This window comes from Natronomonas marina, assembly GCF_024298905.1.
GTDB lineage: Archaea > Halobacteriota > Halobacteria > Halobacteriales > Haloarculaceae > Natronomonas > Natronomonas marina.
Map to the genome: position 1 here is coordinate 3,790,060 of NZ_CP101154.1, position 26,483 is coordinate 3,816,542.

26 protein-coding genes and 1 pseudogene are annotated in these 26,483 nt (G+C 70.4%); 13 read left to right on the top strand and 14 right to left on the bottom strand.

What is annotated here, in order from left to right:
- Positions 1 to 2: 2 nt before the first annotated feature.
- Complete coding sequence (locus NLF94_RS19785; protein ID WP_254839362.1) at positions 3 to 1,613, bottom strand: Na+/H+ antiporter NhaC family protein; 1,611 nt, start codon at positions 1,611 to 1,613, stop codon at positions 3 to 5.
- Positions 1,614 to 1,698: 85 nt separating this feature from the next.
- Here NLF94_RS19785 and NLF94_RS19790 point away from each other — a divergent pair, with 85 nt between their 5' ends.
- The gene (locus NLF94_RS19790; RefSeq protein ID WP_254839363.1) at positions 1,699 to 2,121 is read left to right on the top strand and encodes a universal stress protein; all 423 of its coding nucleotides are present in this window, start codon (positions 1,699 to 1,701) and stop codon (positions 2,119 to 2,121) included.
- A 12-nt stretch (positions 2,122 to 2,133) separates the two neighbouring features.
- Here the strand turns inward: NLF94_RS19790 and NLF94_RS19795 are convergent, their stop codons facing one another.
- Positions 2,134 to 3,486: a PQQ-dependent sugar dehydrogenase gene (locus tag NLF94_RS19795; RefSeq protein ID WP_254839364.1), complete on the bottom strand. Its 1,353-nt coding sequence runs from the start codon at positions 3,484 to 3,486 to the stop codon at positions 2,134 to 2,136.
- A 101-nt stretch (positions 3,487 to 3,587) separates the two neighbouring features.
- Between NLF94_RS19795 and NLF94_RS19800 the strand changes: the two genes are divergently transcribed.
- Positions 3,588 to 4,742, top strand: coding sequence for a pyridoxal phosphate-dependent aminotransferase (locus NLF94_RS19800; RefSeq protein ID WP_254839365.1), 1,155 nt, complete (start codon positions 3,588 to 3,590; stop codon positions 4,740 to 4,742).
- A gap of 6 nt (positions 4,743 to 4,748) precedes the next feature.
- Here the strand turns inward: NLF94_RS19800 and NLF94_RS19805 are convergent, their stop codons facing one another.
- Positions 4,749 to 5,972 (bottom strand): MFS transporter, encoded by a 1,224-nt coding sequence (locus tag NLF94_RS19805; protein WP_254839366.1) that lies wholly within the window; start codon positions 5,970 to 5,972, stop codon positions 4,749 to 4,751.
- A gap of 116 nt (positions 5,973 to 6,088) precedes the next feature.
- On the opposite strand from NLF94_RS19805, the gene NLF94_RS19810 reads away from it, so the two are divergent.
- The 6 genes from NLF94_RS19810 to NLF94_RS19835 all read left to right on the top strand — a co-directional run bounded on the left by NLF94_RS19810 (position 6,089) and on the right by NLF94_RS19835 (position 12,216).
- A complete protein-coding gene (locus NLF94_RS19810) occupies positions 6,089 to 7,447 on the top strand; it encodes an outer membrane protein assembly factor BamB family protein (RefSeq protein WP_254839367.1) in 1,359 nt (452 codons plus the stop codon).
- A gap of 60 nt (positions 7,448 to 7,507) precedes the next feature.
- Positions 7,508 to 8,158: a ferredoxin Fer gene (fer, locus tag NLF94_RS19815; RefSeq protein ID WP_254839368.1), complete on the top strand. Its 651-nt coding sequence runs from the start codon at positions 7,508 to 7,510 to the stop codon at positions 8,156 to 8,158.
- Positions 8,159 to 8,243: 85 nt separating this feature from the next.
- Positions 8,244 to 8,948, top strand: coding sequence for a LemA family protein (locus tag NLF94_RS19820; RefSeq protein ID WP_254839369.1), 705 nt, complete (start codon positions 8,244 to 8,246; stop codon positions 8,946 to 8,948).
- 35 nt (positions 8,949 to 8,983) lie between these two features.
- Positions 8,984 to 9,760 (top strand): E3 ubiquitin ligase family protein, encoded by a 777-nt coding sequence (locus NLF94_RS19825; protein ID WP_254839370.1) that lies wholly within the window; start codon positions 8,984 to 8,986, stop codon positions 9,758 to 9,760.
- A gap of 59 nt (positions 9,761 to 9,819) precedes the next feature.
- Positions 9,820 to 10,623, top strand: coding sequence for a hypothetical protein (locus NLF94_RS19830; protein ID WP_254839371.1), 804 nt, complete (start codon positions 9,820 to 9,822; stop codon positions 10,621 to 10,623).
- 90 nt (positions 10,624 to 10,713) lie between these two features.
- The gene (locus tag NLF94_RS19835) at positions 10,714 to 12,216 is read left to right on the top strand and encodes a glutamate-cysteine ligase family protein (protein ID WP_254839372.1); all 1,503 of its coding nucleotides are present in this window, start codon (positions 10,714 to 10,716) and stop codon (positions 12,214 to 12,216) included.
- A 116-nt stretch (positions 12,217 to 12,332) separates the two neighbouring features.
- On the opposite strand, the pseudogene NLF94_RS19840 reads toward NLF94_RS19835, so the two are convergent.
- From NLF94_RS19840 to NLF94_RS19890, 11 genes and pseudogenes are all read right to left on the bottom strand, one after another.
- Positions 12,333 to 12,799, bottom strand: a pseudogene (locus tag NLF94_RS19840) (GNAT family N-acetyltransferase).
- Between the two features lie 121 nt (positions 12,800 to 12,920).
- Positions 12,921 to 14,129, bottom strand: a complete 1,209-nt coding sequence (gene ilvA / locus NLF94_RS19845) for a threonine ammonia-lyase (protein ID WP_254839373.1) — start codon at positions 14,127 to 14,129, stop codon at positions 12,921 to 12,923.
- 228 nt (positions 14,130 to 14,357) lie between these two features.
- Positions 14,358 to 15,203, bottom strand: coding sequence for an ABC transporter permease subunit (locus NLF94_RS19850; RefSeq protein ID WP_254839374.1), 846 nt, complete (start codon positions 15,201 to 15,203; stop codon positions 14,358 to 14,360).
- Positions 15,200 to 16,108, bottom strand: a complete 909-nt coding sequence (locus tag NLF94_RS19855; RefSeq protein WP_254839375.1) for an ABC transporter ATP-binding protein — start codon at positions 16,106 to 16,108, stop codon at positions 15,200 to 15,202. The genes NLF94_RS19850 and NLF94_RS19855 overlap by 4 nt, the downstream gene beginning before the upstream one ends.
- Positions 16,109 to 16,164: 56 nt before the next feature.
- The gene (locus tag NLF94_RS19860; protein WP_254839376.1) at positions 16,165 to 16,428 is read right to left on the bottom strand and encodes a DUF7967 family protein; all 264 of its coding nucleotides are present in this window, start codon (positions 16,426 to 16,428) and stop codon (positions 16,165 to 16,167) included.
- A gap of 16 nt (positions 16,429 to 16,444) precedes the next feature.
- The gene (locus tag NLF94_RS19865) at positions 16,445 to 17,992 is read right to left on the bottom strand and encodes a tryptophan--tRNA ligase (protein WP_254839377.1); all 1,548 of its coding nucleotides are present in this window, start codon (positions 17,990 to 17,992) and stop codon (positions 16,445 to 16,447) included.
- Positions 17,993 to 18,334: 342 nt separating this feature from the next.
- Positions 18,335 to 19,342, bottom strand: coding sequence for a tRNA-intron lyase (gene endA, locus NLF94_RS19870; RefSeq protein WP_254839378.1), 1,008 nt, complete (start codon positions 19,340 to 19,342; stop codon positions 18,335 to 18,337).
- A 56-nt stretch (positions 19,343 to 19,398) separates the two neighbouring features.
- Complete coding sequence (locus NLF94_RS19875) at positions 19,399 to 19,812, bottom strand: DUF1648 domain-containing protein (RefSeq protein ID WP_254839379.1); 414 nt, start codon at positions 19,810 to 19,812, stop codon at positions 19,399 to 19,401.
- Positions 19,813 to 19,862: 50 nt separating this feature from the next.
- A complete protein-coding gene (locus tag NLF94_RS19880; protein WP_254839380.1) occupies positions 19,863 to 20,576 on the bottom strand; it encodes an endonuclease NucS domain-containing protein in 714 nt (237 codons plus the stop codon).
- 101 nt (positions 20,577 to 20,677) lie between these two features.
- Positions 20,678 to 21,088: a MoaD/ThiS family protein gene (locus tag NLF94_RS19885; RefSeq protein ID WP_254839381.1), complete on the bottom strand. Its 411-nt coding sequence runs from the start codon at positions 21,086 to 21,088 to the stop codon at positions 20,678 to 20,680.
- 79 nt (positions 21,089 to 21,167) lie between these two features.
- Positions 21,168 to 21,851: a helix-turn-helix domain-containing protein gene (locus tag NLF94_RS19890; protein WP_254839382.1), complete on the bottom strand. Its 684-nt coding sequence runs from the start codon at positions 21,849 to 21,851 to the stop codon at positions 21,168 to 21,170.
- 208 nt (positions 21,852 to 22,059) lie between these two features.
- Here NLF94_RS19890 and NLF94_RS19895 point away from each other — a divergent pair, with 208 nt between their 5' ends.
- The 5 genes from NLF94_RS19895 (at position 22,060) to NLF94_RS19915 (ending at position 26,457) form a co-directional block, all read left to right on the top strand.
- Complete coding sequence (locus NLF94_RS19895; RefSeq protein ID WP_254839383.1) at positions 22,060 to 22,515, top strand: NUDIX hydrolase; 456 nt, start codon at positions 22,060 to 22,062, stop codon at positions 22,513 to 22,515.
- A gap of 83 nt (positions 22,516 to 22,598) precedes the next feature.
- The gene (locus tag NLF94_RS19900) at positions 22,599 to 23,783 is read left to right on the top strand and encodes an alanine racemase (RefSeq protein WP_254839384.1); all 1,185 of its coding nucleotides are present in this window, start codon (positions 22,599 to 22,601) and stop codon (positions 23,781 to 23,783) included.
- On the top strand, positions 23,771 to 25,048 hold the full coding sequence (locus tag NLF94_RS19905; protein ID WP_254839385.1) for a D-arabinono-1,4-lactone oxidase: 1,278 nt from the start codon (positions 23,771 to 23,773) through the stop codon (positions 25,046 to 25,048). Before NLF94_RS19900 ends, NLF94_RS19905 begins: the two co-directional genes overlap by 13 nt.
- A gap of 36 nt (positions 25,049 to 25,084) precedes the next feature.
- A complete protein-coding gene (locus tag NLF94_RS19910) occupies positions 25,085 to 25,570 on the top strand; it encodes an MOSC domain-containing protein (protein ID WP_254839386.1) in 486 nt (161 codons plus the stop codon).
- 59 nt (positions 25,571 to 25,629) lie between these two features.
- A complete protein-coding gene (locus NLF94_RS19915) occupies positions 25,630 to 26,457 on the top strand; it encodes a YqcI/YcgG family protein (RefSeq protein ID WP_254839387.1) in 828 nt (275 codons plus the stop codon).
- Positions 26,458 to 26,483 lie beyond the last annotated feature (26 nt).

Below are 26,483 nucleotides of genomic sequence, written 5' to 3' on the forward strand. Positions count from 1 at the left end.
ATTCAGTCGTCGCCCGGTGCCACTTCCCGGGGTTCGCTCGTGGCCTTGGGGTCGATGCCGCGGCGTCTGGCGTCGAAATCGGAGAGAACGTAGACGAGGGCGACGAGCGCCAGGACGCCAACCGGGAGCAGCACGAACGGCGTGATGCGGGTGAAGCCCCACACCAGCATCAGCCCCGCGGTCACCATCACGACCGTGAACGCGTAGTAGAATTGGGTGCGGACGTGGTCGACGAGGTCGGCGCCGGTGAACGTCGAGGACAGCACGGTCGTATCGGAGATGGGCGAGGAGTGGTCGCCGAAGATGGCGCCCGAGAACACCATCCCGACCATCACCGCGACCATGGTGTGGCTCCCGGTGAGGTTCCAGGCGACGGGGACGGCGATGGGCGTGACGATGCCCATCGTGCCCCAGGAACTCCCGGTCGAGAAGGCGATGAACGCGGCGGTAAAGAGGACGACCACGGGCAGGATTTCGGGCGTGAGGAACGCCTCGACGACGCTGCTGACGTAGTTACCCGTCCCGAGGCCGCCGTCTTCGACCGGGGCGACGACGTTCCCAATGCCCCACGCCAGCACGAGGATGGTGACCGCGGTCAGCATGATGCCGAAGCCGTCGATGGTGGTGTCGACGCTCTCCGACAGCGACAGCAGGTCGTAGTAGTAACCGATGGTGTAGGTCGTCGCCACCATCGCAAAGGAGCCGAAGATGAGCGCCAGGGCGTAGTCGGCCCCCGTGACCATGTCGTACAGCGAGGCGCCGGGCGAGTAGCCGGTGTACAGCGCCGACCCGATGGTGACGCCGATGAGTACGACGATGGGCAGGACGAACGAGGTCAGTCGCGGGTCGTCGACGTTCGGTTCGCCGAGTTCGGCCTCGACGTCCTGCATCGGTCGGGCGTCGTCGCGGGTCACCTTTCCCGTCTCGGCGGCACGGTGCTCGGCGGTGAGCATCTCGCCGTAATCGCGTCGGCTGAGGACGACGATGCCGACCATCACGATGGCCAGAATCGAGTACATGTTGTACGGGATGGACTGCAGGAACACCTCGAAGGAGTTCGGTATCTCGCTGGCAGCGAGGTCCGTCGCCTCGTACCCCGACTCGATCATCGACAGCTGGAAGGCGACCCACGAGGAGATGGCCAGCGTCGCCACCGGCGCGGCCGTCGAGTCGACGAGGTACGACAGCTTCTCCCGGGAGACGCCGAGGTTGTCCGAGATGTCCTTCATCGTGCTGCCGACGACGGCGGTGTTGGCGTAGTCGTCGAAGAACAGCACGATGCCGAGCAGCCACGCGGCGACGCCGGCCTTCCGCTTGGTGTCGATTCGTTCGGTTGCCCAGTTCCGGACGGCGTGGGAGCCGCCGAGCCGCCATATCATCGCCACCGCCGACCCCAACAGCAGCGTGAAGATGATGATCTGGGCGTGGAAGGTGCTCTCCCCGATGGCCGAGGCGATCCAGCCGAAGGTCTGTCCCAGCCCGACGCTGCCGGTGGCAATGACGCCGCCGGCCCAGATGCCGAGGAACAGCGACAGGACGGCCTTCCGGGTGACGATTGCGAGCAGTATCGCCAGGAGCGGCGGTACGAGCGATAGTATGCCAAACTCTGACATACGAAGAACCATCCTGATCATCCTATTTAAACCTCCTCCGTAGCGCGAGGTGGGTTTAAATGTTCCCATCGCCAAAAATGGCGTCATGACCGCTGTACTGGTCCCGTACGACGGATCGACGCTCTCGCAGGAGGCGCTGACCTTCGCCTGCGAACGGTTCCCCGAGGCGGAGGTCACGGCGCTTTTCGTCGTCGACACGACCGTCACCTATCAGCCCGAGAAGTACGTCGGCGTGAAGCTCTCGGAGATCTACGAACAGCGGGAGACCGAGGGTGAGGAGATTCTCGCCGACGCCGAAGCCCTCGCCGCCGAACACGGGACGACCCTGTCGACCGCTATCGTGAAGGGCCGGCCGTCCAAGGAGATACTCGCCTACGTCGACGAACACGGCATCGACCACGTCGTCCTCGGGAGCCACAGCCAGGACCTCATCGAGCGGTTCTTCGTCGGCAGCGTCGCCGAGCGGGTCGTCGACCGGATCCCCGTCCCGGTCACGGTCGTCCGCTGAACTGCCCTCGGTTCACCCCGCGGGCACGACCCGGTGGAGGCCGCCGTCGCTCTCGCCCACTGTGAGGACGTACACCTCTCCCTCTGGGTCCCGGCCGACCGAGAGGAGTCGACCGAGATCGCCCGCGTCGCCGTCGGCCACCGGCAGGACCGCGGTCGGCCACCGGTCGCCGTCGTCGGGCGGCGTGGCGACGAAGAGCCGCCCGTCGGCCCGGAGGTCACCGAAGACGTACCGGCCGGCGAGTGCCGGGAGCGCCGCCCCCCGGTAGACCTGTCCGCCGATGACCGAGACGCCGCTGACCGCCGCCCCCGAGTGGGGGTACTCGACGACGGGGTCGACGAGCGGTTCGCCGCCGCGAACGTCGTCGGGCGTCCGCTCGGGGCAGGTCTCGGCGCCGTAGCAGTGGCTCGCCTCCCTGACGTTCCAGCCGTAGTTGCCGCCCTTCTCGACGATGTCGACCTCCTCGAAGCGGTTCTGTCCCACGTCGCCGACGAACAGGCGACCGTCGTCGAAGGCCATCCGGTAGGGGTTCCGCAGCCCCCAGGCGTACTGCTCGTCCAGACCCTCGCGGCCGACGAGCGGGTTGTCCTCGGGGACGGCGTAGGGTTCCTCGCCGTCGACATCGATGCGGAGGATGCTCCCCAGCAGGTTCTCGGTGACGTCCTGGCCGTTGCCGCCGCCGACGGCGCCGTACCAGTCCTCGACGTGGCCCCTCCCCTGGTCGCCGCCGGCCCCGCCGTCGCCCACCGCGACGTAGAGGTGGCCGTCGGGACCGAACGCGAGGTCGCCGGCGTTGTGGTTGCCCTGTGGCTGTGGAATCTCGAGGACGGTCCGCTCGGTGTCGGGGTCGACTCGCCGGCCGTCGTCGCCGACGCGGAACTCCGCGAGGACGAACGTGTGGCTGTAGTCCGGGGGCGTTCCGTCGCGGCGCGGCGCGCTGTAGCGGACGAACAGCCGGCGGTTTTCGGCGAAACCGGGGTGCAGCGCGATGCCGAGCAGCCCCTTCTCGCCGCCGGCGGTCACCGTCTCGCGCAAGTCGAGCAACGGCGCCTCGCGGAGGCCGTCCGGGCCGTGAACGTGAACGACGCCCTGCTGTTCGGCGACGTAGCGGCGGTCGGCGTCCGGCGCGAAGGCGACGTCCAGCGGCGCCCGCAGGCCGTCGACGAGCGTCTCGAGGGCGACGGCCGCGGGCAGGCCGTCGGCGTCCGCGGTCGGCGTCCCCTCTCCTCCTGCCCCGTCCCGGCTCGCGTCCGTCCCCGTCCCGGCCGGGGTCGCGTCGGGCGTCTCCTGGCCCCCACACCCGGCAACCCCGCTCGCGGTCGCGGCGGCCGCCAGAGCGAGCAGTCGGCGTCGGCTGACGTCCATACCGCCGCCGAGGGTCCGGAGGATCAAATACCCCCTCCCGCGCCGGCTCTCGCGTGCGCCCCCGGCAGGGGAGCCTTTACCCTCCCCGTCGTAGGGAACGCATGCACGAGCCGACCGACCGCGTCCGGCGAGCCGAACGGTCGAAGATACGCGTGATGTTCGACCTCGCGGAGGCGACCGACCGCGACCTGGTCCGACTGGAGGTGGGTGAACCGGACTTCGACACGCCCGAACACGTCGTCGCGGCGGCCGCCGAGGCGGCCCGCGACGGGGCGACCCACTACACGCCGAACGCGGGGCTGCCGGAGACGCGGCGGGCCATCCGCGACGCGATGGCCGACGACTACGGGGTCGAGCACGGTATCGACGAGATAGCCGTCACCGTCGGCGGGATGGAGGCGCTGCACCTGGCGACGCTGTCGGTGGTGGGCCCGGGCGAGGAACTGCTGTACCCGGGGCCGGCCTGGCCCAACTACGAGACGCAGGCGTTCCTGGCGGACGGCCGCCCGGTCGAGGTGCCGATGCCGGCCGAGTCGGGGTACGCCCTCGACGCCGACCGCCTCACCGACCGGATGGGGCCCGAGACGGCCGCGGTCGTGCTGACGACGCCCTCGAACCCGACGGGGCGGGTGTTCGACCCCGACGCGATACGGGCGGTCGTCGAGGCGGCCGACGAGCACGACGCCTACGTCGTCGCCGACGAGGTGTACGCGGGGCTGACCTACGACCGCGACCCGCGGGGCATCGCGGCGCTGACCGGCCACCCCGGGCACGTCCTCACGGTCGGGTCGTGCTCGAAGACCTACGCGATGACGGGCTGGCGCCTCGGCTGGCTGGCCGGCGACCGGTCGGTGATCGACGAGGCCGTGAAGGTCCGCGAGTCGACGACGGCGTGTGCCTCCAGCGTCGCACAGCACGCCGCCATCGAGGCGCTCACGGGGCCGCAGGAACCCTTCGAGGAGATGTACGACGCCTTCGAGCGGCGCCGCGACTACGTCGCCGACCGCATCGCCGACATCGACGGCCTGTCGGCGCCGCGCCCCGAGGGCGCCTTCTACGCCTTCCTCGACCCCGACGTCGAGGCGGATTCGCTGCCGTTCGCGAAGTACCTCCTGACCGAGCACGGGGTGGTGCTGGCGCCCGGCAGCGGCTTCGGGACGGCCGGCGAGGGTCGGCTCCGGCTCTCCTTCGCCAACTCGATGGACCGCCTCGAGGAGGGACTGGACCGAATCGAGGCCGGCATCGAGGCCTACTGAACGGGCCTACACGCCGTCCGGCTCGGGCGCGTACCACGCCAGCAGGACGCCGACCGCGCCGAGGCCGCCCGCGAGTGCGAAGGTCGCCCGGTAGCCGACGGCGGAGATGAGGCCGCCGGCCGCGATGGGCGCGAGGAAGGCGCCCGCGCTGCCGACGCTCGTCAGGAAGGCGACGGCGGTGGCGGCGACCGCGGGATCGACAAGTTCGCGGACGTAGGCGAACACGATGCCGAGACAGAGCTGGACCGCAAAGCCGGCGACGAGCAGTGCGGCGACGACCAGCGGAACCGTCCGGAGCGCGGTGAAGGTGCCGACGACTGGGGCCGCCACGAGGAAGGACACGAGGACGACCGGCTTGCGCCGACCGTCGAACAGCGTATCGGAGAGGAGGCCGCCGCTGACCCGCGAGAGCACGCCGACGGCGGGGAAGGCGGCCACGAGGGCCCCGCTGAGCGCCAGGGACAGCTCCAGCTGGTCGGTGAGGTACGACGGCGTCCAGCTGTTGACGAACAGGTACAGCGAGTAGCCGATGAAGCCCAGCAGGCCGACGGTCCAGACCCGGCGGTCGGTGACGACGCTGGCCAACTCCGCCGCGCTCGGCGCCGAGGTGCCGCTGGCGCGGCCGTTGCCGCGACTGGCGGGCCAGAAGAGCACCAGCCCGACGAGGGCGGCGCCGGTGAACGCCGGGAAGATAGCGGGCCAGCCGAAGGCGTCGGCGACGAGCGGGCCGCCCGCCTGTCCGACCGCGAAGCCGATGGGACCGCTGGCGGTGAACGTCGCCACCGCGGTCCCGCGTCTCTCCGGACCGAACGACCGGCCGACGATGTCGATGCCGGCGTTCCAGACGACGACGTAGGCGACGCCGCCGACGACGCGGGAGGCGATCAGCGACCGGTAGGCGCCGGCGGTCGCGGCCTGCCAGCCCCACGCCCCCGCGAGGAACAGCAGGCCGATGGCGGCCGCGACGGCGTGTCTGGAGTTCGTCCGGTCGAGGACGACCCCGACCGGGAGGCTGGCGACCACGACCGTCCCGAACATCACGCCGACGACGAGGCCGGCCCCGGCGTCGCCGACGCCCAGCGATGACGTAATCAGCGGCGTGACGCTCGCCGGCACGATCTCGTAGGCGGCGAGCGCCATCGAGATGACGCTCGCGCCCACGAGCAGGCTCCAGCGGGCGCGGCGGCTCTCGAGTACGGCGTCGGTCCGGGTCGGCGTCTCCCCTGCCACGCCGGGTGCGTTTCGCGCCGGCTCGTATCAACCCACCGAGCGGGGCCGTTTCGGTCAGTTTCGGGGCCGTACGTCGACCGCGAGGCATATGTCGGCGGGGGCCGAAGCCGACGGCGATGTCACCGCCCGGACGTCGAGAGGACCGACCGGCCGGCCCCCGCTTCGGCCGGCGCCGCCTGCTTTCGAGTCTCGGCGCCGCCGGCCTGGTCGGTCTCGCGGGCTGTACGAGCCTCGTCGACGACGGCTACGACCGGAACCAGGCCGCCTTCGACCCCGAGATTCGCCCCTACGACGAGACGTACCCGGTCGGCGACGAACTGACGATGTTCCGCCGGGGGACGCGACGGCTCGGCTACTTCCCCGAGGCGTCGGTGCCCGACGCCGTCGAGGTGGAGTGGTCGGCGCCGATAAACGAACTCGGACACACGGCGGCGAAGTCCAGCCCGCGGCCGACGCCGGACGGCGAGACGCTGATTGTCCCGGACGACACGGGCCGCGTCCACGCGTTCGCGCCCGACGGCGAGAACCGCTGGACGGTTCGGACGGGTGCCGGCGACAGCCTCGGCTTCCACGGGACGCCGACGGTCGTCGACGGGACGGCCTACGTCGGCGGCTACGACGGCGCGATGTACGCGCTGGACGTCGAGACGGGCGAGTACGTCTGGAAGACCACCCGGTGGCAACTCGGCGGCGCCATCGCCATCGGCTCCAGCCCCGCCTACTGGGACGGGGTGCTGTACTTCGTCGCCGAGTACAACTACCCGGGGATGGACCCCTCGGGGACGATGTGGGCACTGGACGCGGGGACGGGCCGGCCGCTGTGGTACGACGACCGCCCGTGGGGGATGCCCCACCCCTCGCCCGCAATCGACCCCGCGACCGAGCGGATGATAATCGGCTCCAACGACGGCGTCTGTTACTGCTGGGAGTTCCCCTCGCTGGAGTTCGCGTGGTCCTTCGAGACGGGCGCCGAAATCAAGGGCACCATCCCGACCTACGAGGGCGGCGCCTTCGTCGGGTCGTGGGACGGTCACTTCCGCCGCCTCGACCTCGAGGACGGCAGCCTGGAGTGGTCCTTCGAGACCGGCGCGATAACGATGTCGAACCCGGGCATCGACCCCGACGCCGGCGTCGTCTACGTCGGCAGCGACGACCGCAACGTCCACGCGCTGGACGCCGACTCCGGCGAGCGACTGTGGTCGCGGAACGTCCACGGCCACGTCATCGGGTCGCTGAACGTCACCCCCGAGTGCGTGCTCGTCGGCTCCTACGACGCGCGACTCTACTGTCTGGAGAAGGACACTGGCGCGGTCCGGTGGACGGTCGAGGGCATCGGCCACGCCACCAGCGAGGCGGTCCCCCACGACGGCCGCATCTTCTACGCGGAACGGGCCGACCTCTCGGGCTACTGGGCCGACGACGAGGAGACGGTCGTCGAGGAACCGGGCCGCGTCTACGGGCTCCGGCCGGCCTGACGGCCCGCGGCGCTCGCCGCTGAACGAAGGCTTTTGTGTTCGATTCGGCTACCTGTAGGCGTGGGTTCCCCGTTCGACGTACTGCGTGTCGACCCCGACGCCGACGACGACGAGATAAAACGGGCGTACAGGCGACGCGCCAAGGAAGCGCACCCCGACCAGGGCGGTTCGGTCGAGGAGTTCCAGCGGGTCAAGGCGGCCTACGAGGCGGTCCTCTCGGGGCGGGCCGAACCGCTCGAGGACGCCGACGTCGAGGACCCGGCCGCCGACCCGGGGCCCGACGAACCCGAGCGGACCGAGGTCGAGTACCTGAACTACGAGGTGTTCGACGACTACGGCTGGTCGCTGGACGACGAGGACCTCTTCGAGCGGGCGGCCGACGCGGGGCTGGACTCGACGGACTACGGCCGCTTTCTCGTCGAACCGGCGGAGACGCTCCTCGAAGCGGCCGAGAACCGCGGCTTCGCGTGGCCCTACGCCTGCCGCGGCGGCGCCTGCGCGAACTGCGCCGTCGTCGTCACCGAGGGCGAACTGTCGACGCCCGTCGACCACATCCTCCCCGACGAGATGGTCGAGCGCGGCATCCGGCTCTCCTGCGTCGGCAAGCCGCTGACCGACGAGCTATCGGTCGTCTACAACGTCAAGCACATGCCGGACCTCGAGGAACTGCGCCTGCCGCCGCGGCCCTTCGAGCGCGCACAGGACGACTGAGGCGGCGCTCGACGCCCGGTTTCTTCCGGTCGGTCGGCTGAACGGTGCGGGTGATTTATGTCGTCGCTCGCTGCAGTGGCTCCCGATGGTACTGGAAATCATCGGTGGGTTCGTGGTGCTCGTTCTGCTGGCACTCGTGGTGGGGTACGTCGTCAGCCTCTACAACCAGCTCGTGCGGCTGCGCGAACGGGTCGACCAGGCCCGCCAGAACATCGACGTGCTGTTGAAGCAGCGCCAGGACGAACTGACGAAACTCATCGACGCGGCACAGGAGATGATGGACTACGAGGAGGAGGTTCTCACGCAGTTGACGGAGGCCCGCGAGAAGGCCGAACGCGCCTCGACGCCGTCCGAGGAGGCCAGCGCCGACAAGGCCGTCCGGAACGCGATGGCGTCGTTCCGCGCCCGCGTCGAGGACTACCCCGAACTCCGCTCCCAGGAGAACCTGATGCAGTTCCAGGAGCGCATCAGCGACATCGAGAACCAGGTCGCCGACCGCCGGGAGTTCTACAACGAGGCCGTCACGCAGTACAACACCCGCATCGAGCAGTTCCCCTACGTCGTCATGGCGACGCAGTTCGGCTTCGAGGAGGAGGAACTGTTCACCGCCAGCGAGGAGGAGACAGCCGACGTCGACGTCGGGGCGGCGTTCTCCGGGTCGGACTCGGGTTCGGCTTCCGGGTCGGGCTCCCCGAGTTCGTCGGGTTCGGCTTCCGGTTCCGGTTCGCCCGGCACGTCCGACTCGGCCACCGGGTCGGGCCCGGATTCGGCGCCGGGTTCGGACTCGTGACCGTACCCGCGGGGTCCGGGGGACCGCTCGCGTCAGTGTCGGCAGCCGTCGGCCTGCCGCTGCAGGTCGGGCTCGGCGAGTTGGCCTTCCTGCTCCTGTTCTTCGCGCTCGCGCTCTTCCTGATATACCAGGGGTTCGACGAGTACCGGGCCAGCCGGCTCATCCAGGACACGGCCACCGAGAAGGTCCGGTCGGTCGCGGCCGGCCGAACGGAGCTGACCGGTACCGCCGACCCCGACGAGACGGTCTTTCACCGGCCGTTCACCGACGGCGAGTGCGTCTACGCCCACTACCGTATCCGGGAGCACCACGAGAGCGGGTCGGACGGCTCCGACTGGCGGACCGTCGACTCCGACACCTGGATCGCTCCCTTCTTCCTCGACGACGGGACCGGCCGCATCCGGGTCGAGCCCGAGCGGTCGACGACGTTCGAGATCTCCGACGAGCACTCGACGACCGTCACCGTCGAGGAGGACCACTCGCCGCCGCCCGACGTTCGGGAGTTCCTCGAGGAGGTGTCCTCGGCGGGCCCGGCCGACGACAAGCGGCGGTACGTCGAGGCGGTCATCCCGCCGGGCGAGGAGGTGTACGTCCTCGGCGGCGCCGAACAGCGCGACGACGAGTCGGGGGACAACGAGGACCGCCTCGTCGTCCGCCGCGACGGGGGCAGCGACCGCTTCATCGTCTCCGATATGTCCGAGGAGGAACTCGCCTCGACGCTGACCTACCGGGTGCCGCTTCTGATCGTCTTCGGGCTGGCCATCAGCACCGGCTGTCTCTACGTGCTCCTCCGGATGTTCGGGCTGGGGTGAGTCGACCGTCGCCAGCAGGCCGCCGGAGCTTTAATCGGCCGGCGCCCGAAGGCTCCGTCGTGGCCGACGACGAGCGCGAGGCCGAACGGACCGTCGAGCGTTCCGCCGACAGCGGCGCCGACGCCGAGCGAGCGGCCGACGCGTTCCTCGATCTCGAGGGGGAACTGTCGGCCGACGACCCGCCGCCCGAGGGTCCGAGGAGTGGCCTCGTCGTCGACGCCGAGACGGTGCCGGCCGGCGAGGTGCCGGCGTCGTCCCCGCTCGACGCCACGACGGACTCGGTGCTGGCGCTGACGCTGGAGACGGCCGACGGGCGGGCGGTGACCGACTACTTCGAGTGGCCCGACGACGGTGGTGTCGACCCCGAATCGCGGCTGGGTCGCCTGCTCGCCGCGGCGAACGTTCCGGCCGACGGCTTCGCCGACCTCTACGGCCGACGGCTCCCGCTGGAACGCGCCGACGGACGCTGGCGGGCGTTCGTCCCGCGGGAGCGACCGCGAGGGGCCGGCGACTGGTCGCTGGGCGTCGCGGGGGGACTGGTGTTCAACGCCGCCGTCCTCGGCCTCGTCGCGCTCGGCGCCGCCGGGACCCCCGTCGGCGGCCTCCTGTCGGCGCTGACGATACCGTACTTCCTCGTGAACCTCCTCGTCCTCCCCTACGCCACCTACCGGGACGCGACGTACCTGCGGAGCCACAGCGACTGGGGGCAGGGTCCGCCCTTCTGGGCGACGCTGTCGATGGTACCGGTCCTGAACGTCCTCGTGAGCGCGCTGTACCTCCGGAGCCGGTCGAAGGCGCGGTTCCTCGGCGAGGAGCCGTCGCTGTCGACGCGACTCGTCCGTCGGGTCCGGGACCTCCGGTAGGTCGTACCCGTCGGTATCTCCATCCGAAACGGAGGGGTTGTTTTCCTCCGAGCCGCACGTTTGAAACGGCTCGCCGTTCCAGGGGCAGGTATGTCCGCCTCAGAACTCGCGGCGCAGGTCACCGAGGCACTGGCGGTCGACGACGAGGAGTTCGCGTCGCGGGTGGCAGACGAACTCGAGGTCCTGCGCGAGGAAATCGACGACGGGACCTTCGACAACCCGCAGGCAATCGTCGGTCTCGAGTACGAGTTCTACGCGGTCGACGCCGAGACCGACGCGCTGATGAGAGTCCCCCGGCGGCTGCTGGAGTACATCGGCTTCGAGAAGGAACTGGGGCTCCACAACGCCGAACTCTCGACGACGCCACAGCCGCTGTCGCGGTACGGCATCCGCGCCCAGGAGGCGGAGGTGCAGGCCAAACTCGACGCCGCACAGCGGGAGGTCGCCCGCGAAGGGATGACGCTCGTCAGCGATGGCATGTGGACGGTGCCGCCCATCGGCGAGACGGCCTCGGAGTACCTCACCGACAGCGTCGAGACCGACGGCGTCCGCATCGCCACGAACATGACGAACTCGGTCCGGTATCACGCGATGGCGAACACGGACTACGCGGCGGAACTGCAACTGGAGGCGCCGCACGTCTCGCTGGACGCCGACACCGTGATGCCGGAGGCGCTCATCACCTCCATCCAGCCGCACTACCAGACGGCCCACGCCCACGACCTGCCGGAGAACTTCCGGTACGCCCTCCGAGTCGCCGGGCCCCTCCTCGCGATATCGGTCAACTCGCCCTTTTTCCCGCCGGACCTCTACGAGGCCGACGCCGAGACGGTGCTCGCCGACGGCTACATGGAGAACCGGGTCCCCGTCTTCGAGTCGGTGCTCAACCCGGCGGACTCCGAGAAGGTGACATTCCCGGAGGACATCGACGACGTCGACGAGGCGATCCAGCGCGTCGCCGACGACGAGACGGTGGTCCCGGCACTGGTCGACGACCGGGGCCGCTTCGACGACCGCTTCGCGCACTTCCGGCACAAGCACGGCAGTTTCTGGCGGTGGGTCCGCCCGGTCTTCGACGGCGCGACGCGGGAGAGCGCCAACGCCCGCATCGAGTTCCGGCCGCTGCCCGCCCAGCCGACGGTCCGGGACACCGTCGCGCTCTTGGCGGTCTTCGGCGGCCTCTTGGAGAGCCTGCCCCGCCGGGAGCACCCCATCTACGACCTGCCGTGGGCCGACGCCCGGGAGAACTTCTACGCGGCCGTCCGGGACGGCCTCGACGCCGAGATGCGGTGGTTCACCGCCGACGGCACCGAGACGACCGACACCGAGGAGCTGTACGCCGAACTGTTCGAGCTGGCCCGCGACGGTCTCGAACTCCGAGGCCTCGACGCCGAGGAGGCCAACCGCTACATCCAGCCGCTCCGCGAGCGGGTCGACCGCCGCGTCACGCCGGCGTCGTGGAAACACGACCTCGTGGCCGAACGGGTCGGCCGTGGCGAGCCGCTGGGCGAGGCCATCTGGGGGATGCAGGCGGAGTACATCGACAACCAGGAGGGGACGCTCGTCGAGGGAACGTTCGTCGACTGGCTCTGAGGCCGCCGGGACCGCTCCCCGGACGGTCCAGCACCCCGCTTCCGGGTTCCTGCTGCGGTTCCGCTCGGCGGGAACGGAGCCGACGGCGGGCGGTGCGTGACAGCGTTACCTCCGGCTCACTCCAGCGGCTGTGCGTGGTCGACCTGCTTCGGTCGGAACCCCGTATTGCGATAGAACCGCCGGGCGGCATCGTTGTTCCACTCGCAGGAGACCTTGAGGTGGTCACAGCCACGGTCGCGGGCGAGCGCTTTCACCCGCTCGACGACCGCCGTACCGTGGCCACGGTTCCGGTGTGCCTCGTCGATGGCGATGTTCACGATGCGGAGGTAGTGGGAGTGCCGCCGGGATGGGTGGTGCCCCTCCCGGAGCGTGACGAAGCCGACCGTCTCGCCCTCGTGGACGACGAGGTAGTCCGTGACCTGGTCGTCTCGAGGTGGGCGCGGAACCCCTCCTCGGAGACGTCGTCGACGTCCCCGTCGGCGAGTTCGTTCAGCGGGTCGTGCGATTCCATCGACCGCGCGAGGGCCTGCCAGCGGTCGACGAGCGCGTCGATGTCGCCGCCGGTGGCTTCCACGAGTTCCATGGGACGATTACCGGGAGACTGACTCTAAAAGCCCCGACCCGGCGTGTGACCGACAGCCACCCCTCCGCGAGCGGCATCCAGGCACGGAACGGGGGCGGTCGCGCTCTCCACCTGACCGCGGTCAGACCAGGACGTCGACCTCGTAGCCCGCCGATTCGAGGGCGTCCAGCAGTTCGGCGACGTGTTCGTCGCCGCGGGTCTCCAGGTCGAGTTCGACCTCGGCGGCGTTGACGGCGATGTCCTTGGAGGCGCGGTCGTGCTCGATGGCGTAGATGTTGGTCCGGTTCTCCGCCAGCAGGTCGACGAGGTCCTGGAGGGCGCCGGGGCGGTCCTTTAGGACGGTCCGAACCCGGAGGAACCGGCCCCGTTCGACGAGACCGCGGCGGACGACGTTCGTGAGGACGTTGAGGTCGATGTTGCCGCCGCACAGTGCGGGCACGATGGTCTCGCCCTCCTCGTACTCGAAGCGGTCCTGCAGGACGGCCGCGAGCGGGACGGCACCGGCCCCCTCGACGAGCGTCTTCGAGCGTTCCAGGAGCGCCGTCACGGCGTTGGCTATCTCGGCGTCGGTGACGGTGACCACCTCGTCGACGCGCTCCCTGATGACCTCGAAGGTCAACTCGCCGACGCTGCGCGTGGCGATGCCGTCGGCGATGGTGTCGACGGACTCCCGCTCGACGACGGTCCCCTTCCGGAGCGACTCGGCGACGCTGGAGGCGCCCTCGGCCTGGACGCCGACGACGCGGGCGTCGGTCTTCGCCTTCACCGCCGTGGCGATGCCGGAGATGAGGCCGCCACCACCGATGGGGACGACCACGGTGTCGACGTCGGGACACTGCTCGACGATCTCGAGACCGATGGTGCCCTGGCCGGCCATCACCGCCGGGTCGTCGAAGGCGTGGACGTAGGTCGCACCCGTCTCGCGCTCGATTTCGTGGGCGCGTTCGGCCGCGGCGTCGTAGTCGACGCCGTGGAGGACGACGTCGCCACCGTACGAGCGGGTCGCGTTGATCTTCGAGATGGGCGCGTACTCCGGCATGACGATGGTGGCGTCGACGCCGGCCCGCGAGGCCGCCAGCGCGACCCCCTGGGCGTGGTTGCCCGCGCTGGCAGTCACGACGCCGCTCTCCTTCTCGTCGTCGGTCAACTGCGCTATCTTGTTCGTCGCGCCGCGTATCTTGAACGACCCCGTCCGCTGGAAGTTCTCCAGTTTCAGGTGGACGTTCGCGCCCGACCACGTCGAGTACGTGTTCGAGTACTCCAGCGGCGTCACGCGTGCGGTCTCGGCGACCCGCTCGCGCGCCGCGAGTACGTCCGCGAGTTCGAGCATGCCCGGACTACTCGCGGGGCCGCCGTATGCCTTCCGACGGCGCGGCCGCTCGGAGTCGTCGGGTCCAAAGGGGAAGGAGCGTGTGCATCCGACGATGGGGGTGGAGCTATCATAAAACCCCGCCATGCATACCGGAAGTAAAACCGCAGGACAGGAGTGGTGTGAAACTGGTGTCAGACGGTGGTTCGACGGGCGACGGACGGCGGACGGACGGGACCCGAGGGGGTCTCAGAGGTCCGACGACTCGAAGCGGAGGTAGCCGACGACGAGCGGCAGCACAATCCACAGCGCCAGCACGACGAACCCGAACCAGGGTTCGAGGTAGAAGGCGTCGACGCTGGTCTGGGCGGTCTCCTGCTGGTCGGAGACGCGGCGGAGGAGCCACCTGGTGGACTGCCGCCAGCCGTTCATCGGGTTCACGATGGTCAGCACCTCGACCCACTCCGGTGGCTCGGTCCCGAGACCGAAGTCGGGCGTCTCGAAGCCGTTGGCGACGTACCGGAGGAGGAAGATGACGCCCTGCCAGGCGAACTGGAACAGGACGAAGAAGCCGAACCCGCCGATTGCGGCCGCGAAGGTCGACTCGGCGAACGCCGAGATGCTGACCGCGATGCTGACGAAGACGATGGCCAGGAGTAGCGCCGCGAGCATGAACATCAGGATGGTTTCGGGCTGGATGTCCCCGTCGAAACTCGCGGCGGCCGCGACGAGCATCGAGATGAACCCGATGACGACGGCGACGCTGACGACCGCCGAGCGGCCGATGAACTTCCCGATGACGACGTCGAGCCGGGAGTTCGGCAGCGAGAGCAGCAGTTTCAGGCTCCCGCTGGCCCGTTCGCCGGCGATAGCGCGATAGGCGATACCGAGCGAGACGAGCGGGACGAAGATGGCCGTCCCGCCGAGCATGACCGTCAGGATGAGCGCGACGACGGTCCCGCTCTCGAGGCCGACGGCGTTGCCGAGCGCGACGCCGCCGCCCGTGAAGGCGACGAACATCACCGCGACAGCTATCATCAGCCGCGAACGGATGGCGTCCCGGAAGTCCTTCTTTGCGACGGCGGCGATGCTCATGCTTCACCCTCCGTGTAGGCGGCGAAGAGGTCCTCCAGCGGCGCCTCCTCCGTCGAGAAGTCCTCGACGGTCGCGCCCATCCCTTCGAGTTCGTCGATGACGGTGGTCTTGGCGTCGTCGCTACACCCGACCCGGAGGGACCGCCCGTTGACGGAGACGTTCTCGATGCCGTCGAGGCTCTTCAGGCGGTGGGCGGCGTCGTCGGGCACCTCGTCGACCTCGACGACGAGCGTCGACCCGCTGCCGACGGCGTCACGGAGGCCCTCGATGCTGTCGACGGCGACGAGCTCGCCCTCGCGGATGATTCCGACACGGTCGCAGACGGCCTCGACCTGGCCGAGGATGTGCGACGAGAAGAAGACGGTCGTGCCGCTTTCGGCCTCCTCCTCGACGATGTCACGGAGTTCGCGGGCGCCGTTGGGGTCCAGCCCGGAGGTGGGTTCGTCGAGGATCAACAGGTCGGGGTCGCCGACGAGCGCCATCGCCAGCGCGAGGCGCTGGCGCATCCCCGTCGAGAACCCGCCGGCCTTCCGGTCGACGGCGTCCTCCAGGCCCACGCGCTCCAGCAGCGGGTAGGGGTCGTCGTCGGCCTCCTTCGACTCGATGGCGAACTCGAGGTGCTGTCTGGCGGTCAGCCGCTTGTAGAGGTCGAACCCCTCGGGGAGGACGCCGGTCCGTTCCCGGACCGGGACGGTATCCTCGTGGGCGTCGTACCCGAGGACGTGGACGTCGCCCTGGTCGGCCCGGACGAAGTCGAGCAGGATGTTGATGCTGGTGGACTTGCCGGCACCGTTCGGGCCGAGGAAGCCGAACACCTCGCCCTCCTCGACCTCGAGGTCGACCCCCTGCAACGCACGGACGTCGCCGAACGACTTGTGTACGTCGTCCAGTTCTATGGCGGCCATATCGGTTCCGGGTTGAAACTGACGGATTATATGCCTTGAGGGTTTCCTGCGGTGTGCTAGATAGCCTCATCCGGCTCGTGGGAATCCCGGACGCGGTCGACCTCCATGGCGTACCGCTCGCGGGTCTCGGCGTCCTCGACGGGTTCGAGGTCGTCGGCGTCGACCGCCGTGGCCGCCGTCACCGTCGTCCGCCCCAGCATCGACGCCGACAGTTCCTTGCGGTACTTCCGTTCGCCGTCTGGCGTGGCGTAGATCAGCACGATCAGGTCCCGGTCGGTGTAGGTCCGCTCGACCAGCCAGCACCGCACCTCGTCGGTCATCGTCGGTCCCGGCCGGTCACCGCCGGTCACTCTCCAGTTGAACGTCCGTTTCGGCGAGCAGTTCGCGGGCCTCCTCTCGCTTCTCCTGGTGCTCGGCGAGGAACTCGGCCATCAACTCGGCGGCCTGCTCCTTGCAGTCGCCGCAGAGGCGCTCGCCGGTGGCGCACTCCTCGTAGACCCGGGCGGCGAAGTCGTCGTCGGCCTCCGCCAGCAGGTAGGCGTACAGTTCGTAGACGGGGCATTCGTCGGGCTTCCCGCCGAGTTCGCGCTGGAGTTCGGCCGTCTCGCGGCCGCCCGTCGTGGCCGCCTTGACCTTGTCGTAGCCGTCCTCGGGGTCGTCCAGCAGCGAGATGTGGGAGGCCGGCACCGACGAGGACATCTTCCCGCCCGTGAGTCCGGTCATGAACCGGTGATAGATGGAGGAGGGTGGCAGGAAGCCGTAGCCGCCGTGGTCGACCTCGATTTCGCGGGCGAGTTCGGCGGCCGCCTCGTGGTCCATCTCGAAGGCGTCGACGTGGCCCTCGTAGACGCGCTTCTCGCCGTCGACCGCCCCGATGAGCGCCTCGAATGCCTCGTCGGTGGCGTTCTGGTCGACGAAGCGCACGCGGGGGCGGAGGGGTTCCTTGCCGCCGGACCGGAGTTTTTCGACGGCCTCCCACAGCGCGGGCGCGTCGGGCGACTCCTCCTCGAGCCAGTCGGCGGCCTCGACACACCGGACGTCGGCGTCGTCAGCGTCGTCAACGAGCGCCTCGTATGCGCGGGCGGCGAGTTCGCGCTCGTCGTCCTCGAGTTCGAAACTCGCGTACGCTTCGGTCACCTTGAAGAACCGCATCCGAGCCGCCAGATCGCGGGCCAGCCGCATGTGGGGATCCTGGTCGGGACCGACCGGGATGACCGTCGGCTTGGGGTCGTCCAGTTGCGGGTAGAGGATGTCGGCCATCTGCGTGACGACCGACTGCATGTAGGAGACCTCCGTCTCGCCGTCGAAGTCGTAGATGGCGCCCAGCTCCGAGAAGTTGGCCTTCGTCCCGAGTTCGAAGGCGAGGTCCTGGACCTCGCGGTTGGTCGACTGCCGGTAGATCTCGCCCTCCTCGGGGTCGAAGCCCAGGGCGATGAGCGACAGCAGGTAGCTCTCGGTGTGCTCGTCGATCTCCTCCCACGACAGGTCGCGTGCGGCGTGGGCCTCCAGGTCCGCGATGAGGCCGTAGGCGTCGCCGCCCCGCTGTTGGTGCCAGATTATCTCGTCGAAGACGAGCTTGTGGCCGACGTGGGGGTCGCCGGTCGGCATGAATCCCGACAGCGCCGCGAAGGGTTCGTCGTTGCGCATCGCCTCGGCGACGGGCCGGTAGTCCCGGTGGCCGAAGATGACGCCGCGGCGCATCAGGTAGTGCGGCGACGGCACCTCGCCGAGGACGTCGTCGAACTCCTCGATGCCGAACTCCTCGAACAGCTTCCGGTAGTCGTCGACGGTCGAGGACCCCCACGGGTCCAGGGCCACCTCGTCGGCGCCGGTGGCGTCGGTGCCGCCGTCCGGGAGGGGACCGTCTCCGGTGTCGCGTGTCATTGAATGGCGGAACTTCGGCCCGTGAGACGCAAAAAGCGTTCGTTTCCTCGGGTCGTCGCGTCGGTCCCGTGGCTGTACCCCGTCGGTCGCGTCGTCGCGTTCGTCGTGCATGGGTCGGTAGTCCGGTCGCTCGGCGGGCGGTGCGGCGCGCAGAGAAACGGAGTGAGCGACGCGGCGGGGGTCAGGCGAGTGAGGCCCGTCCGCTCCCGACCGCGACACTGTCCGCTGCCCGCCGTCGCCAGCGCCACGTCGCGGGAAGAGCGGACTGCACGGACGGCCGGTACCCCGGCTCGAAGGTAGTTCTTGCGCCGCCGTGTGGGCAGATAACATGCCACACGGAACTCAGGGCGTCAGCCGGCCGACGGTGACCCACTCGATGTCCTCGCCGTCGACCAGCGCGAACACCATCCGCTTGCGGACGCCGTGGGCCAGCCGCACGTCCAACGCGAGGTCGCGCGGCGACCGGACGGCGCCGGCGGGCAGCACCCGCACCAGCAGTTCGGAGTGGCCCAGCTCGTCGACGTGCTCGACGTCGGCGTAGGTGCGGAAGTCGGCGCCGAACTTGAAGCCGGTCTTGGGGACGACGCCACGCTCGCGGAGCCGCCGGTAGACGGCGAGCCGTCGGTCGAACCGCTCACCCTCGACGGCACGGCCCCGCTCGCGGACCGCTTCCGCCCCACCGTCGAGGGAGAGGTCGTCCCGCTCGGCGAGGTGCGTCGCCTCCAGGAGCGAAAGCTGGAGTGTGGCGTCCTCGCGGCCCATCCGCTGGCCGTAGAAGCCGCGCTCGTACAGCGCGGCGGGCGGGTCGAAACAGAGCACCCGGTCGTCCAGCAGCACGCCCTCGGCGGGCTCCTCCAGCGAGAGGTCGTTGCTCCCCGAGACGTCCGGGCGGTCGGTCTCGAGGTACGTGATTTCGCTCTCCTCGTCGACGACGGCGACGACGACGTCGCCGAGACCGGCCACCGCGGGGTCGGCCCGCTCGTCGACGACGCGGACGCGGTACTCGACGGTGCCGTCCCAGGGGCCGTCACCGCGAGGGTGGACGACGAAGTCGGCGCCGTCGGCGTCGTCGACCCATCCGTCCCGGGCGGGCGAGACGTAGAATCCCCGGTCGCGGAGGTCGCGGTAGACGAGGAACGGGACGACGCTGTCGGCGTTGTCCGCCAGGAACGCCCCGAACCCGTGGCCGTCGACGGCGTCGAGGTCGCCGCGGTACAGCAGGTGGGCGGCCTCGACGACCGAGAGGACGACCCCGTCGCCGTCCGGCCGGCCGTAGCCGCTGGAGTCGTAGTATCGCTCGCGGGCGTTGGCGCCGACCTCGACGACGTCGCCGCGCTGGTGGCCTTCCATCGTCCCCGTCTCGCGGACGCTGGCGTATAGCCGCTACGGTCGGTGACGGCCCGTCCCTACAGCGGTCCGTCCACGCGGAGCGCGTAGACGGTGAGCAGCGCCGCGGCGACGAGGACGGGCGTCAGGCCGAGCGAGAACGGGACGGCGTACCCGAGGTTGTACGCCAGCACGAGCGCCTGGACGTAGGCGACGACCGCCCCGACGAACAGGACCGCGGCGCCGAGGACGCGGGCGTCGGTGGACGGGTCGGCCCGGGCGGACAGCCGCGCAATGGCGATTCCGGCCACGCCGAGCGCCGGCGCCAGCGCGACGCCGAGCGGCCTGGCGACGAAGTCGTCGGGGTCGCCGCCCGAATCGAAGTGAATCGCCATCTCCGCGGGCAGGCGCGGCCACAGCGCAAGGCCGGCCAGCGCCGAGGCGGCCAGCAGGCCAGCGGCGAGCACGTCGGGCCACCGCGAGTCGAGCGCCATGTCGGGACCGGTCGGCCTCCGGCCCGGAGTGTCTTTCGCCGCCTCGCGGGTCAGGCCTCACAGCCGGCGTCCAGACACCGCCGGCCGCCGCCGGTGTCGAACCGCGGCAGTTCACACTCGCACTCGCCGGCGACGGTGCCGTCCGGGACGGCGAACCCGGTCTCGCAGTCGGGGTAGTTCTCACAGCCCGCGATGAGACCGCCGCGCCGGAGTATCTCCAGGTCGCCGCCGCACATCGGACAGTCCCACTCGCGGTCGAAGCGCGCCTCGACGGCCGCCAGGAGCGCCTCGCACTCGTAGTCGAGACACACCTCGAACGCCTCGCCGCGCTCGACGCGAATCTGCGGAAGCCCGCAGTCCCCACAGGCCGAATCGAGGACCGCGGCGCCGCCGGGGAGCGGGAACCGGTCGTCGCAGTCCAGGCAGGTGACGGCGCCGCCCGACCGGACCAGCGGCCCGCCGCAGGGGCAGTCGCCGACGGGGACGCCCGCGTCCGTCGTGTCGTGTTCGGTCACCGTCACCGGTCCCTCGGCCTCGATCTGGAGGGACTCGTCGCCGTCGACCGCGACGAGCCATAGCGGGTCGGCCTCCAGCGTCAACTCGGCCGGCCGGGTGAGCCAGGCGGCGGGCTGGTAGCCGTCGCCGTCGTGGACGAGGACGGTGTCGTCGGGCTTGACGAGGACGACCACGCGGCCGCGCTGGGTGGTCTCCCTCCGGCCGCCGGTGCGGACGATGCAGTCGCCGGCGATGACGCGCGTCGACATGGGGCGTCTGGTCCCGCTATCGTACTTGAATACGGGGGTCCGGCGGTCCCGCCGCGTGCCGGCGCTGCCGGTCGATGCGGGCCGATAATCCGACCGGCCGGTCAACAGCAGAAGATGAACGGGTACATCAGCGCGACGCGGTCGCCGTCCTCGAGTTCGGTGTCGAGACCGTCGAGGTGTTCGTTGAACCGACCGTTGACCGCGACGCGGGCGAAGGCGCGGGTCTGCTCGCCCTCGGGGTTCTTGTTCCAGGTGCCCGGGGGGTCGCCGTCGGTCGGCGCCCACCCGTGGGCCGTCGCCTCCGCCTCCGTTTCGGCGATGAGCAGGTCGGCGACGTCGTACTCCTCGAAGAACGCCTCGAGGAACGCCCGAAGCGTCTCGCCCTCGAAGGTGAACTCCATCCTCGGTTCGCCGATCTCGGTCCGGACGTGTCCGGTACACCGGACGTCGACGGTCGTGGTCGCCTCCGTGCCGGCGCCGCGCTCGACCGCCGTCGGTTCGTTCGTTGCCATGTGTGTCCGGAGGGGCGCCACGGGCAACAGCCCGTCCCCGAACATGTTCGGTCACCGCCCCCGGTGTCGTCCGGGTCGGCTAGCCGTCCCCGGGCGGCGGGCGCTCGTCTCGGTCCGTGTCGGCGCCGCCGGGTGCGAGATTCCGGTCGACGAACTGCCGGACGACGCGGCTCTCGGCGCGGTGGAGCGTCTCGCTGCAGGTCGACTTGGCGATGCCGAACTCGTCGGCCAGTTCGGTCAGCGAGCACCCGCGTGGCGTGTCGTAGTAGCCGCGTTCGACCGCCGCGAGGAGCAGGTCGGCCTGCCGGTCGGACAGCAGTGACTCGGCCTGAACGTCGTCGTAGACCGACGCGACGGTGTAGGAGAGGCCGAACCGCTCCAATTGTTCGCCGAGCGTCGAGAGCCGATTCCGGGTGGCCCGCACCGCGACGCACGCGACCCCGTCACGAATCTCGACCGGCGGTTCGACGGGGATTCCGGCGGCCCGCGCCGAGAGCAACAGCAGCGGCGCCGTCGTCTCGACGCGGAGGAGCGCGCGGTCGCCGTCCCGCCGGAGCGACTCGATGTCGGTGAGTCCCTCGTGGGCAGCCATCGCCTCCAGAATCGGTTCCAGCGACGGGGCGGTGACCGACAGGAGCGCGAACCCGACGTCCCCGTCGGGCATCCCGGCGAGTACGCGGAAGCAGGCCTCCGGATGCGCCGTCGAGACGTCGTGTATCCAGGTCCCCTCCGGGAGGCGGACGTCGAGTTCGGCCAGCGCCATGTCGGGTCCTCTGGCGCCATGGGCAAAGTCCCCGCGCCGGTGACGTGGCGGCCGCGGTCGGTCCTCCGTCGCGTCCGCCATTCGCGTTCGCTCTCCGACTGTGACGGACGTAAATGAAGAAGAAAGTCGAAGTATGTGGAAGAGAGTTAGACAATTTAGGGTATTTTAGGAGAAACGTTATACGTTCGTTAGTGTGTCAGTGTATAACATGCAAGGGAAGCTACGCACCGTCGAGGGGGGCCCATTCCCTGGAGCGGGCGCCGGACGGCTCCGGCGCGGCGTGAAGGCGCTGGTGTCGACCGGCGATGCGGTACTGCTCGTCAAGGAATCCCACGACGACGGCTCGGCGTTCTGGACGCTGCCGGGCGGCGGACTCCACGCCTCCGAGTCGCCGGTGGAGGGCCTCCGGCGGGAACTGCGCGAGGAACTGGACTGCGAGGTGGTCGTCGACGGCCAGACCGACCGCGTCTGGTACGCCCACCACTCCCGGGCGGGGACGCTGTCCTCGTACGACGTCTACGACTGTGCGGTCGCGTCGTCGGTCGACCCCAACCCCGCCGAGGGGACGCTCGCGGCCCGCTGGGTGCCGACCGACGAGTTGCCGCCGCGGACGCTGCCGCAGGTGCGGACGCTGCTGGAGCGACACCCCGAGGTGCGGACGTAGCGCCCTCGCCGCCCCGCGACCGACTAAACGGGCCGGATATCCACGCCGGAAGGGTCAGGTGGGGCGGCGCACATCGTCGCGCTATGAACGAGTACGGCGCCTATCGGACGGCCCTCGAGGACCGGCCGCTGCCGGCCGCGTTCCTCGACCGGGAGGCCTTCGAGACCAACGTCGAGCGGACCGCCGACCGCGCCGACGGGGTCCCGGTCCGGGTGGCCTCCAAGTCGGTCCGGTGTCGGGGCGTCCTCGAGCGCATCCTCGCGGAACCGGGCTTCGAGGGGCTGATGTGCTACACCGGCCACGAGGCGGTCGACCTCGCGGAGGCGGGCTTCGAGGACCTCCTCGTGGCCTACCCCCTGGTTGGCGCGGCCGAACTCGAACGGGTCGCGGGGGCCGTCGCCGACGGCCACCGAATCGTCCTCATGGTCGACTCCGAAGAGCACGTCCGGCGAGCGGGCGCGGCCGCGACCGAGGCCGAGGCCGATGTCCCGCTGTGTATCGACCTGGACCTGTCGACCGAGCACCTGGGGATCTACTTCGGCGTCCAGCGCTCGCCGATTCGAACGGCCGAGGAGGCGCTGTCGGTCGCCGAGACGGTCGCCGAGACCGACGGCGTCCACCTCTCGGGGCTGATGGGCTACGAGGCACAGCTGGCGGGGCTACCGGACCGCAACCCGGCCAACAGCGCCGTCGAGAACGCCGCAATCCGCCGGCTCAAGTCCCGCTCGAAGCCGACCGTCCGGCAGCGCCGCCAGTCGGTCGCGGAGGCGCTCGACGACGAGTACGGCCTCGAGTTCGTCAACGGGGGCGGCACCGGCAGCGTCGAGTTCACCCGCGAGGACCCCTGGGTGACCGAGGTGACCGCCGGCTCCGCGTTCTACGCCCCCCGGCAGTTCGACTGGTACGACCACCTCGCGTACGAACCCGCGGCGGGCTACGCGGTCGAGGTGACGCGGCGCCCCGACGACGACGTCTACACCTGCCGGGGCGGCGGCTACATCGCCTCCGGTCCGGTCGGCGAGGACAAGGCGCCCGTCCCGTGGCTGCCCGACGGCGCCAGTCTGCTGGACAACGAGGGCGCCGGCGAGGTCCAGACGCCGGTCCGCTACTCGGGGTCGGTCGACCTCGGCGTCGGCGACCCCGTGGTGATGCGGCACGGCAAGGCCGGCGAACTGTGCCGGTTCTTCGAGGAACTGGCCGTCGTCGACGGCGACACGGTCGTCGACACGCACGCGACCTACCGGGGTGAGGGCAAGTGCTACATCTGACCGACGGCGTCTGGGAGAACTGGTCGGGGAGCACCCGGGCGCGGCCGACCCACGTCCACTACCCCGAGACCGAGGACGAACTCCGCGAGGTCGTCGCGCAGGCCGACGGCACGCTCCGGGTGGCCGGCGCGGGCCACTCCTTCCCGCCCGTCTCGAAGTCCGACGGGACGTTCGTCTCCCTGGAGCGGTACACCGGCCTCGTCGACGTCGACCCCGGCGCCCGACGCGTGACCGTCCGGGCCGGTACGCCGCTGTCGGCGCTGACCGACGCGCTGGCCGATCACGGCCTCATGCTCGAGAACATGGGCGACATCGACGCCCAGTCGATAGCCGGCGCGCTCTCGACGGGCACCCACGGCACCGGTACCGAGTTCGGCGTGATGTCGACCCAGGCAGCCGGGCTTCGGCTGATAACCGCCGACGGCGACATCGTCGAGCTGGGACCGGGCGACGAGCGCTTCCCGTTCGCGCAGGTGTCGCTCGGGACGCTCGGCGTCCTCAGCACCGTCACGCTCGACGTCGTCGACGACTACGGTCTCCACGAGCGGAAGTTGCCCGCCGACGTCGAGGACGTGCTCGCCAGCCTCGACGAGTACCGCGAGTTCCGCAACTTCGAGTTCTGGTGGTTCCCGCACACCGACACGGCGCTGGTCAAGACCCACGAGGAGACGGCGCCGGAGGGGTCGCCGGGTCGCCTCGAGGCCGTCGAGGAGCGCCTGGAGAACCTCGCCTGGGAGGGACTGTGCCGCGCCGGCGACCGGGTCCGGCCCGCCTCGCCCGCGCTCAATCGCTTCGTGACGGCCACGTTCTCGGCGTCCGAGCGGAGCGGTCCCGCACGCGACGTCTTCCCGACGACGCGGTCGGTCCGGTTCAACGAGACCGAACACGGCGTCCCGCGCGAGTCGGCCGTCGAGGCCTTCCGGGACCTCCGGTCGGTCGTCGAGTCCCACGACGTCATGTTCCCCGTCGAGTTCCGCGACGTGGCCGGGGACGACCTGCCGCTGTCGCCCGCCACGGGCCGCGACTCGACGTTCCTGGCGGTCCACGCCTACCACCGCCGCGAGTGGGAACCGCTGATCCGGGACGCGGAGGCCGTCTTCGACCGCCACGACGGCCGGCCCCACTGGGGGAAACACCACACCAAGACGGCCGCCGAGTTCGCCGAATTGTACCCCGAGTTCGAGGCCTTCCGCGAGACGCGGGCCGAGATGGACCCCGACGGGCTCTTCCTCAACGACCACCTCCGGGACGTCTTCGGGGCGTAGCGTCGCCTCTAAGGTCGACCGGCACCTGTTCGGCGTATGACCGGCACCGTCAGCCGCATCCACCTCGCGCCCGGGCAGGGCGACCCACCCGAGGCCGTCGAATCGGTCGAGGCCGTCGCCGGGCGCGGCCTCCGCGGCGACCGCTACTTCCGGGAGGGGGGCACCTTCGACGAGCGCGAGGGCAGCGACCTCACGCTCGTCGAGCGTGAGGCGCTGGCCGCCGTCGAGCGCGACCACGGCATCGACCTCCCGGCGGGCGCCCACCGCCGAAACGTCACCTGCGAGGGGATCGCCCTCGATGCCCTCGTCGGCGAGCGGTTCCGCGTCGGCAGCGCCGTCTGCGTCGGGACCGGCCCCTGCGAGCCCTGCGCGTATCTGGAGCGACACGTCGACGAGCGGGGCCTCTGGGCGGCGCTGGCCGGCCGCGGCGGCCTCCGGTGTCGAATCGTCGAGGGCGGCCGAATCGCCGTGGGCGACCCGGTTCGACGAACGTCCACCGACGACCCCGGAACCGAGGACTAACGTCCACCGGTCGCCCGGGACCGAAGGGTAAAAGCGAATCGGGCGCCTCCGTACGGGTGATGACGGAGCCCATCGTCGGAACGCTCGTCGACCAGGCGACCGTCGAGGCGCGGGTCGAGGCCGGCGAGGCCCCCGGGTGGGTCGAGGACCACTGGCGCACCTTCAGCGAGGGGCTGACCGGCGAGCGCAACGGCACGCCCTTCCCCTGCTTCTTCGGCGCCGAGTCGGTCCGGGACGGCGAACCGCTCTACACCGCCGTGCCCTCGATGACCGACAAGGACGCCCTGCTGGACCTGGGCCGGACGCTCGTCGAGTACCTCGACACCTGGCAGGACCACAGCGACCGCGCGTCGCTGGTGACGTTCTTCCGGCCGCCCGCCGAACCGCTCTCGGAGGCCGAGTACCACGAGGCGCTGTGGCACGTCCTCCAGTTCCTCCACGTCCACGACCCCGAGCCGTGGCCCGATGACATTCCGACGGACCCGGACGACCCCCGCTGGGAGTTCTGCTTCGCCGGCGAGCCGATGTTCCCCACCTGCCGGGCCCCGTTCTACGACGAGCGGATGAGCCGGTACTGTCCAATCGGCCTCGAGATAACGTTCCAGCCGCGGGCGCTCTTCGAGAACCTCGGCGTCACCGCCGACACCGAGCGCGGCCAGCAGGCCCGCGATGTCATCCAGGGCCGCCTCGAGGAGTACGACGGCGTCTGCCCGCACGCCGACCTCGGCGACTGGGGCGTCGAGGGCGACCGGGAGTGGCCCCAGTACATGTTCTCCTCGGACGAGGCCCAGGCGCCCGAGGAGTGCCCCATCACCGTGACCCGCGAGCACCCCAAGTCCGAGTCGCTCCTCGACGACGACCCGGTCGTCGGGCCGGTCGGCCTGTGACCCGTCCCGCCGCGGCGTGACGCCGG

Coding starts and splice junctions, on each gene's coding strand:
- NLF94_RS19785 (WP_254839362.1), bottom strand. CDS start 1,613: ATGTCAGAGTTTGGCATACTATCGCTCGTACCGCCGCTCCTGGCGATA.
- NLF94_RS19790 (WP_254839363.1), top strand. CDS start 1,699: ATGACCGCTGTACTGGTCCCGTACGACGGATCGACGCTCTCGCAGGAG.
- NLF94_RS19795 (WP_254839364.1), bottom strand. CDS start 3,486: ATGGACGTCAGCCGACGCCGACTGCTCGCTCTGGCGGCCGCCGCGACC.
- NLF94_RS19800 (WP_254839365.1), top strand. CDS start 3,588: ATGCACGAGCCGACCGACCGCGTCCGGCGAGCCGAACGGTCGAAGATA.
- NLF94_RS19810 (WP_254839367.1), top strand. CDS start 6,089: ATGTCACCGCCCGGACGTCGAGAGGACCGACCGGCCGGCCCCCGCTTC.
- NLF94_RS19820 (WP_254839369.1), top strand. CDS start 8,244: ATGGTACTGGAAATCATCGGTGGGTTCGTGGTGCTCGTTCTGCTGGCA.
- NLF94_RS19835 (WP_254839372.1), top strand. CDS start 10,714: ATGTCCGCCTCAGAACTCGCGGCGCAGGTCACCGAGGCACTGGCGGTC.
- ilvA (WP_254839373.1), bottom strand. CDS start 14,129: ATGCTCGAACTCGCGGACGTACTCGCGGCGCGCGAGCGGGTCGCCGAG.
- NLF94_RS19850 (WP_254839374.1), bottom strand. CDS start 15,203: ATGAGCATCGCCGCCGTCGCAAAGAAGGACTTCCGGGACGCCATCCGT.
- NLF94_RS19855 (WP_254839375.1), bottom strand. CDS start 16,108: ATGGCCGCCATAGAACTGGACGACGTACACAAGTCGTTCGGCGACGTC.
- NLF94_RS19860 (WP_254839376.1), bottom strand. CDS start 16,428: ATGACCGACGAGGTGCGGTGCTGGCTGGTCGAGCGGACCTACACCGAC.
- NLF94_RS19865 (WP_254839377.1), bottom strand. CDS start 17,992: ATGACACGCGACACCGGAGACGGTCCCCTCCCGGACGGCGGCACCGAC.
- endA (WP_254839378.1), bottom strand. CDS start 19,342: ATGGAAGGCCACCAGCGCGGCGACGTCGTCGAGGTCGGCGCCAACGCC.
- NLF94_RS19875 (WP_254839379.1), bottom strand. CDS start 19,812: ATGGCGCTCGACTCGCGGTGGCCCGACGTGCTCGCCGCTGGCCTGCTG.
- NLF94_RS19880 (WP_254839380.1), bottom strand. CDS start 20,576: ATGTCGACGCGCGTCATCGCCGGCGACTGCATCGTCCGCACCGGCGGC.
- NLF94_RS19885 (WP_254839381.1), bottom strand. CDS start 21,088: ATGGCAACGAACGAACCGACGGCGGTCGAGCGCGGCGCCGGCACGGAG.
- NLF94_RS19890 (WP_254839382.1), bottom strand. CDS start 21,851: ATGGCGCTGGCCGAACTCGACGTCCGCCTCCCGGAGGGGACCTGGATA.
- NLF94_RS19895 (WP_254839383.1), top strand. CDS start 22,060: ATGCAAGGGAAGCTACGCACCGTCGAGGGGGGCCCATTCCCTGGAGCG.
- NLF94_RS19900 (WP_254839384.1), top strand. CDS start 22,599: ATGAACGAGTACGGCGCCTATCGGACGGCCCTCGAGGACCGGCCGCTG.
- NLF94_RS19910 (WP_254839386.1), top strand. CDS start 25,085: ATGACCGGCACCGTCAGCCGCATCCACCTCGCGCCCGGGCAGGGCGAC.
- NLF94_RS19915 (WP_254839387.1), top strand. CDS start 25,630: ATGACGGAGCCCATCGTCGGAACGCTCGTCGACCAGGCGACCGTCGAG.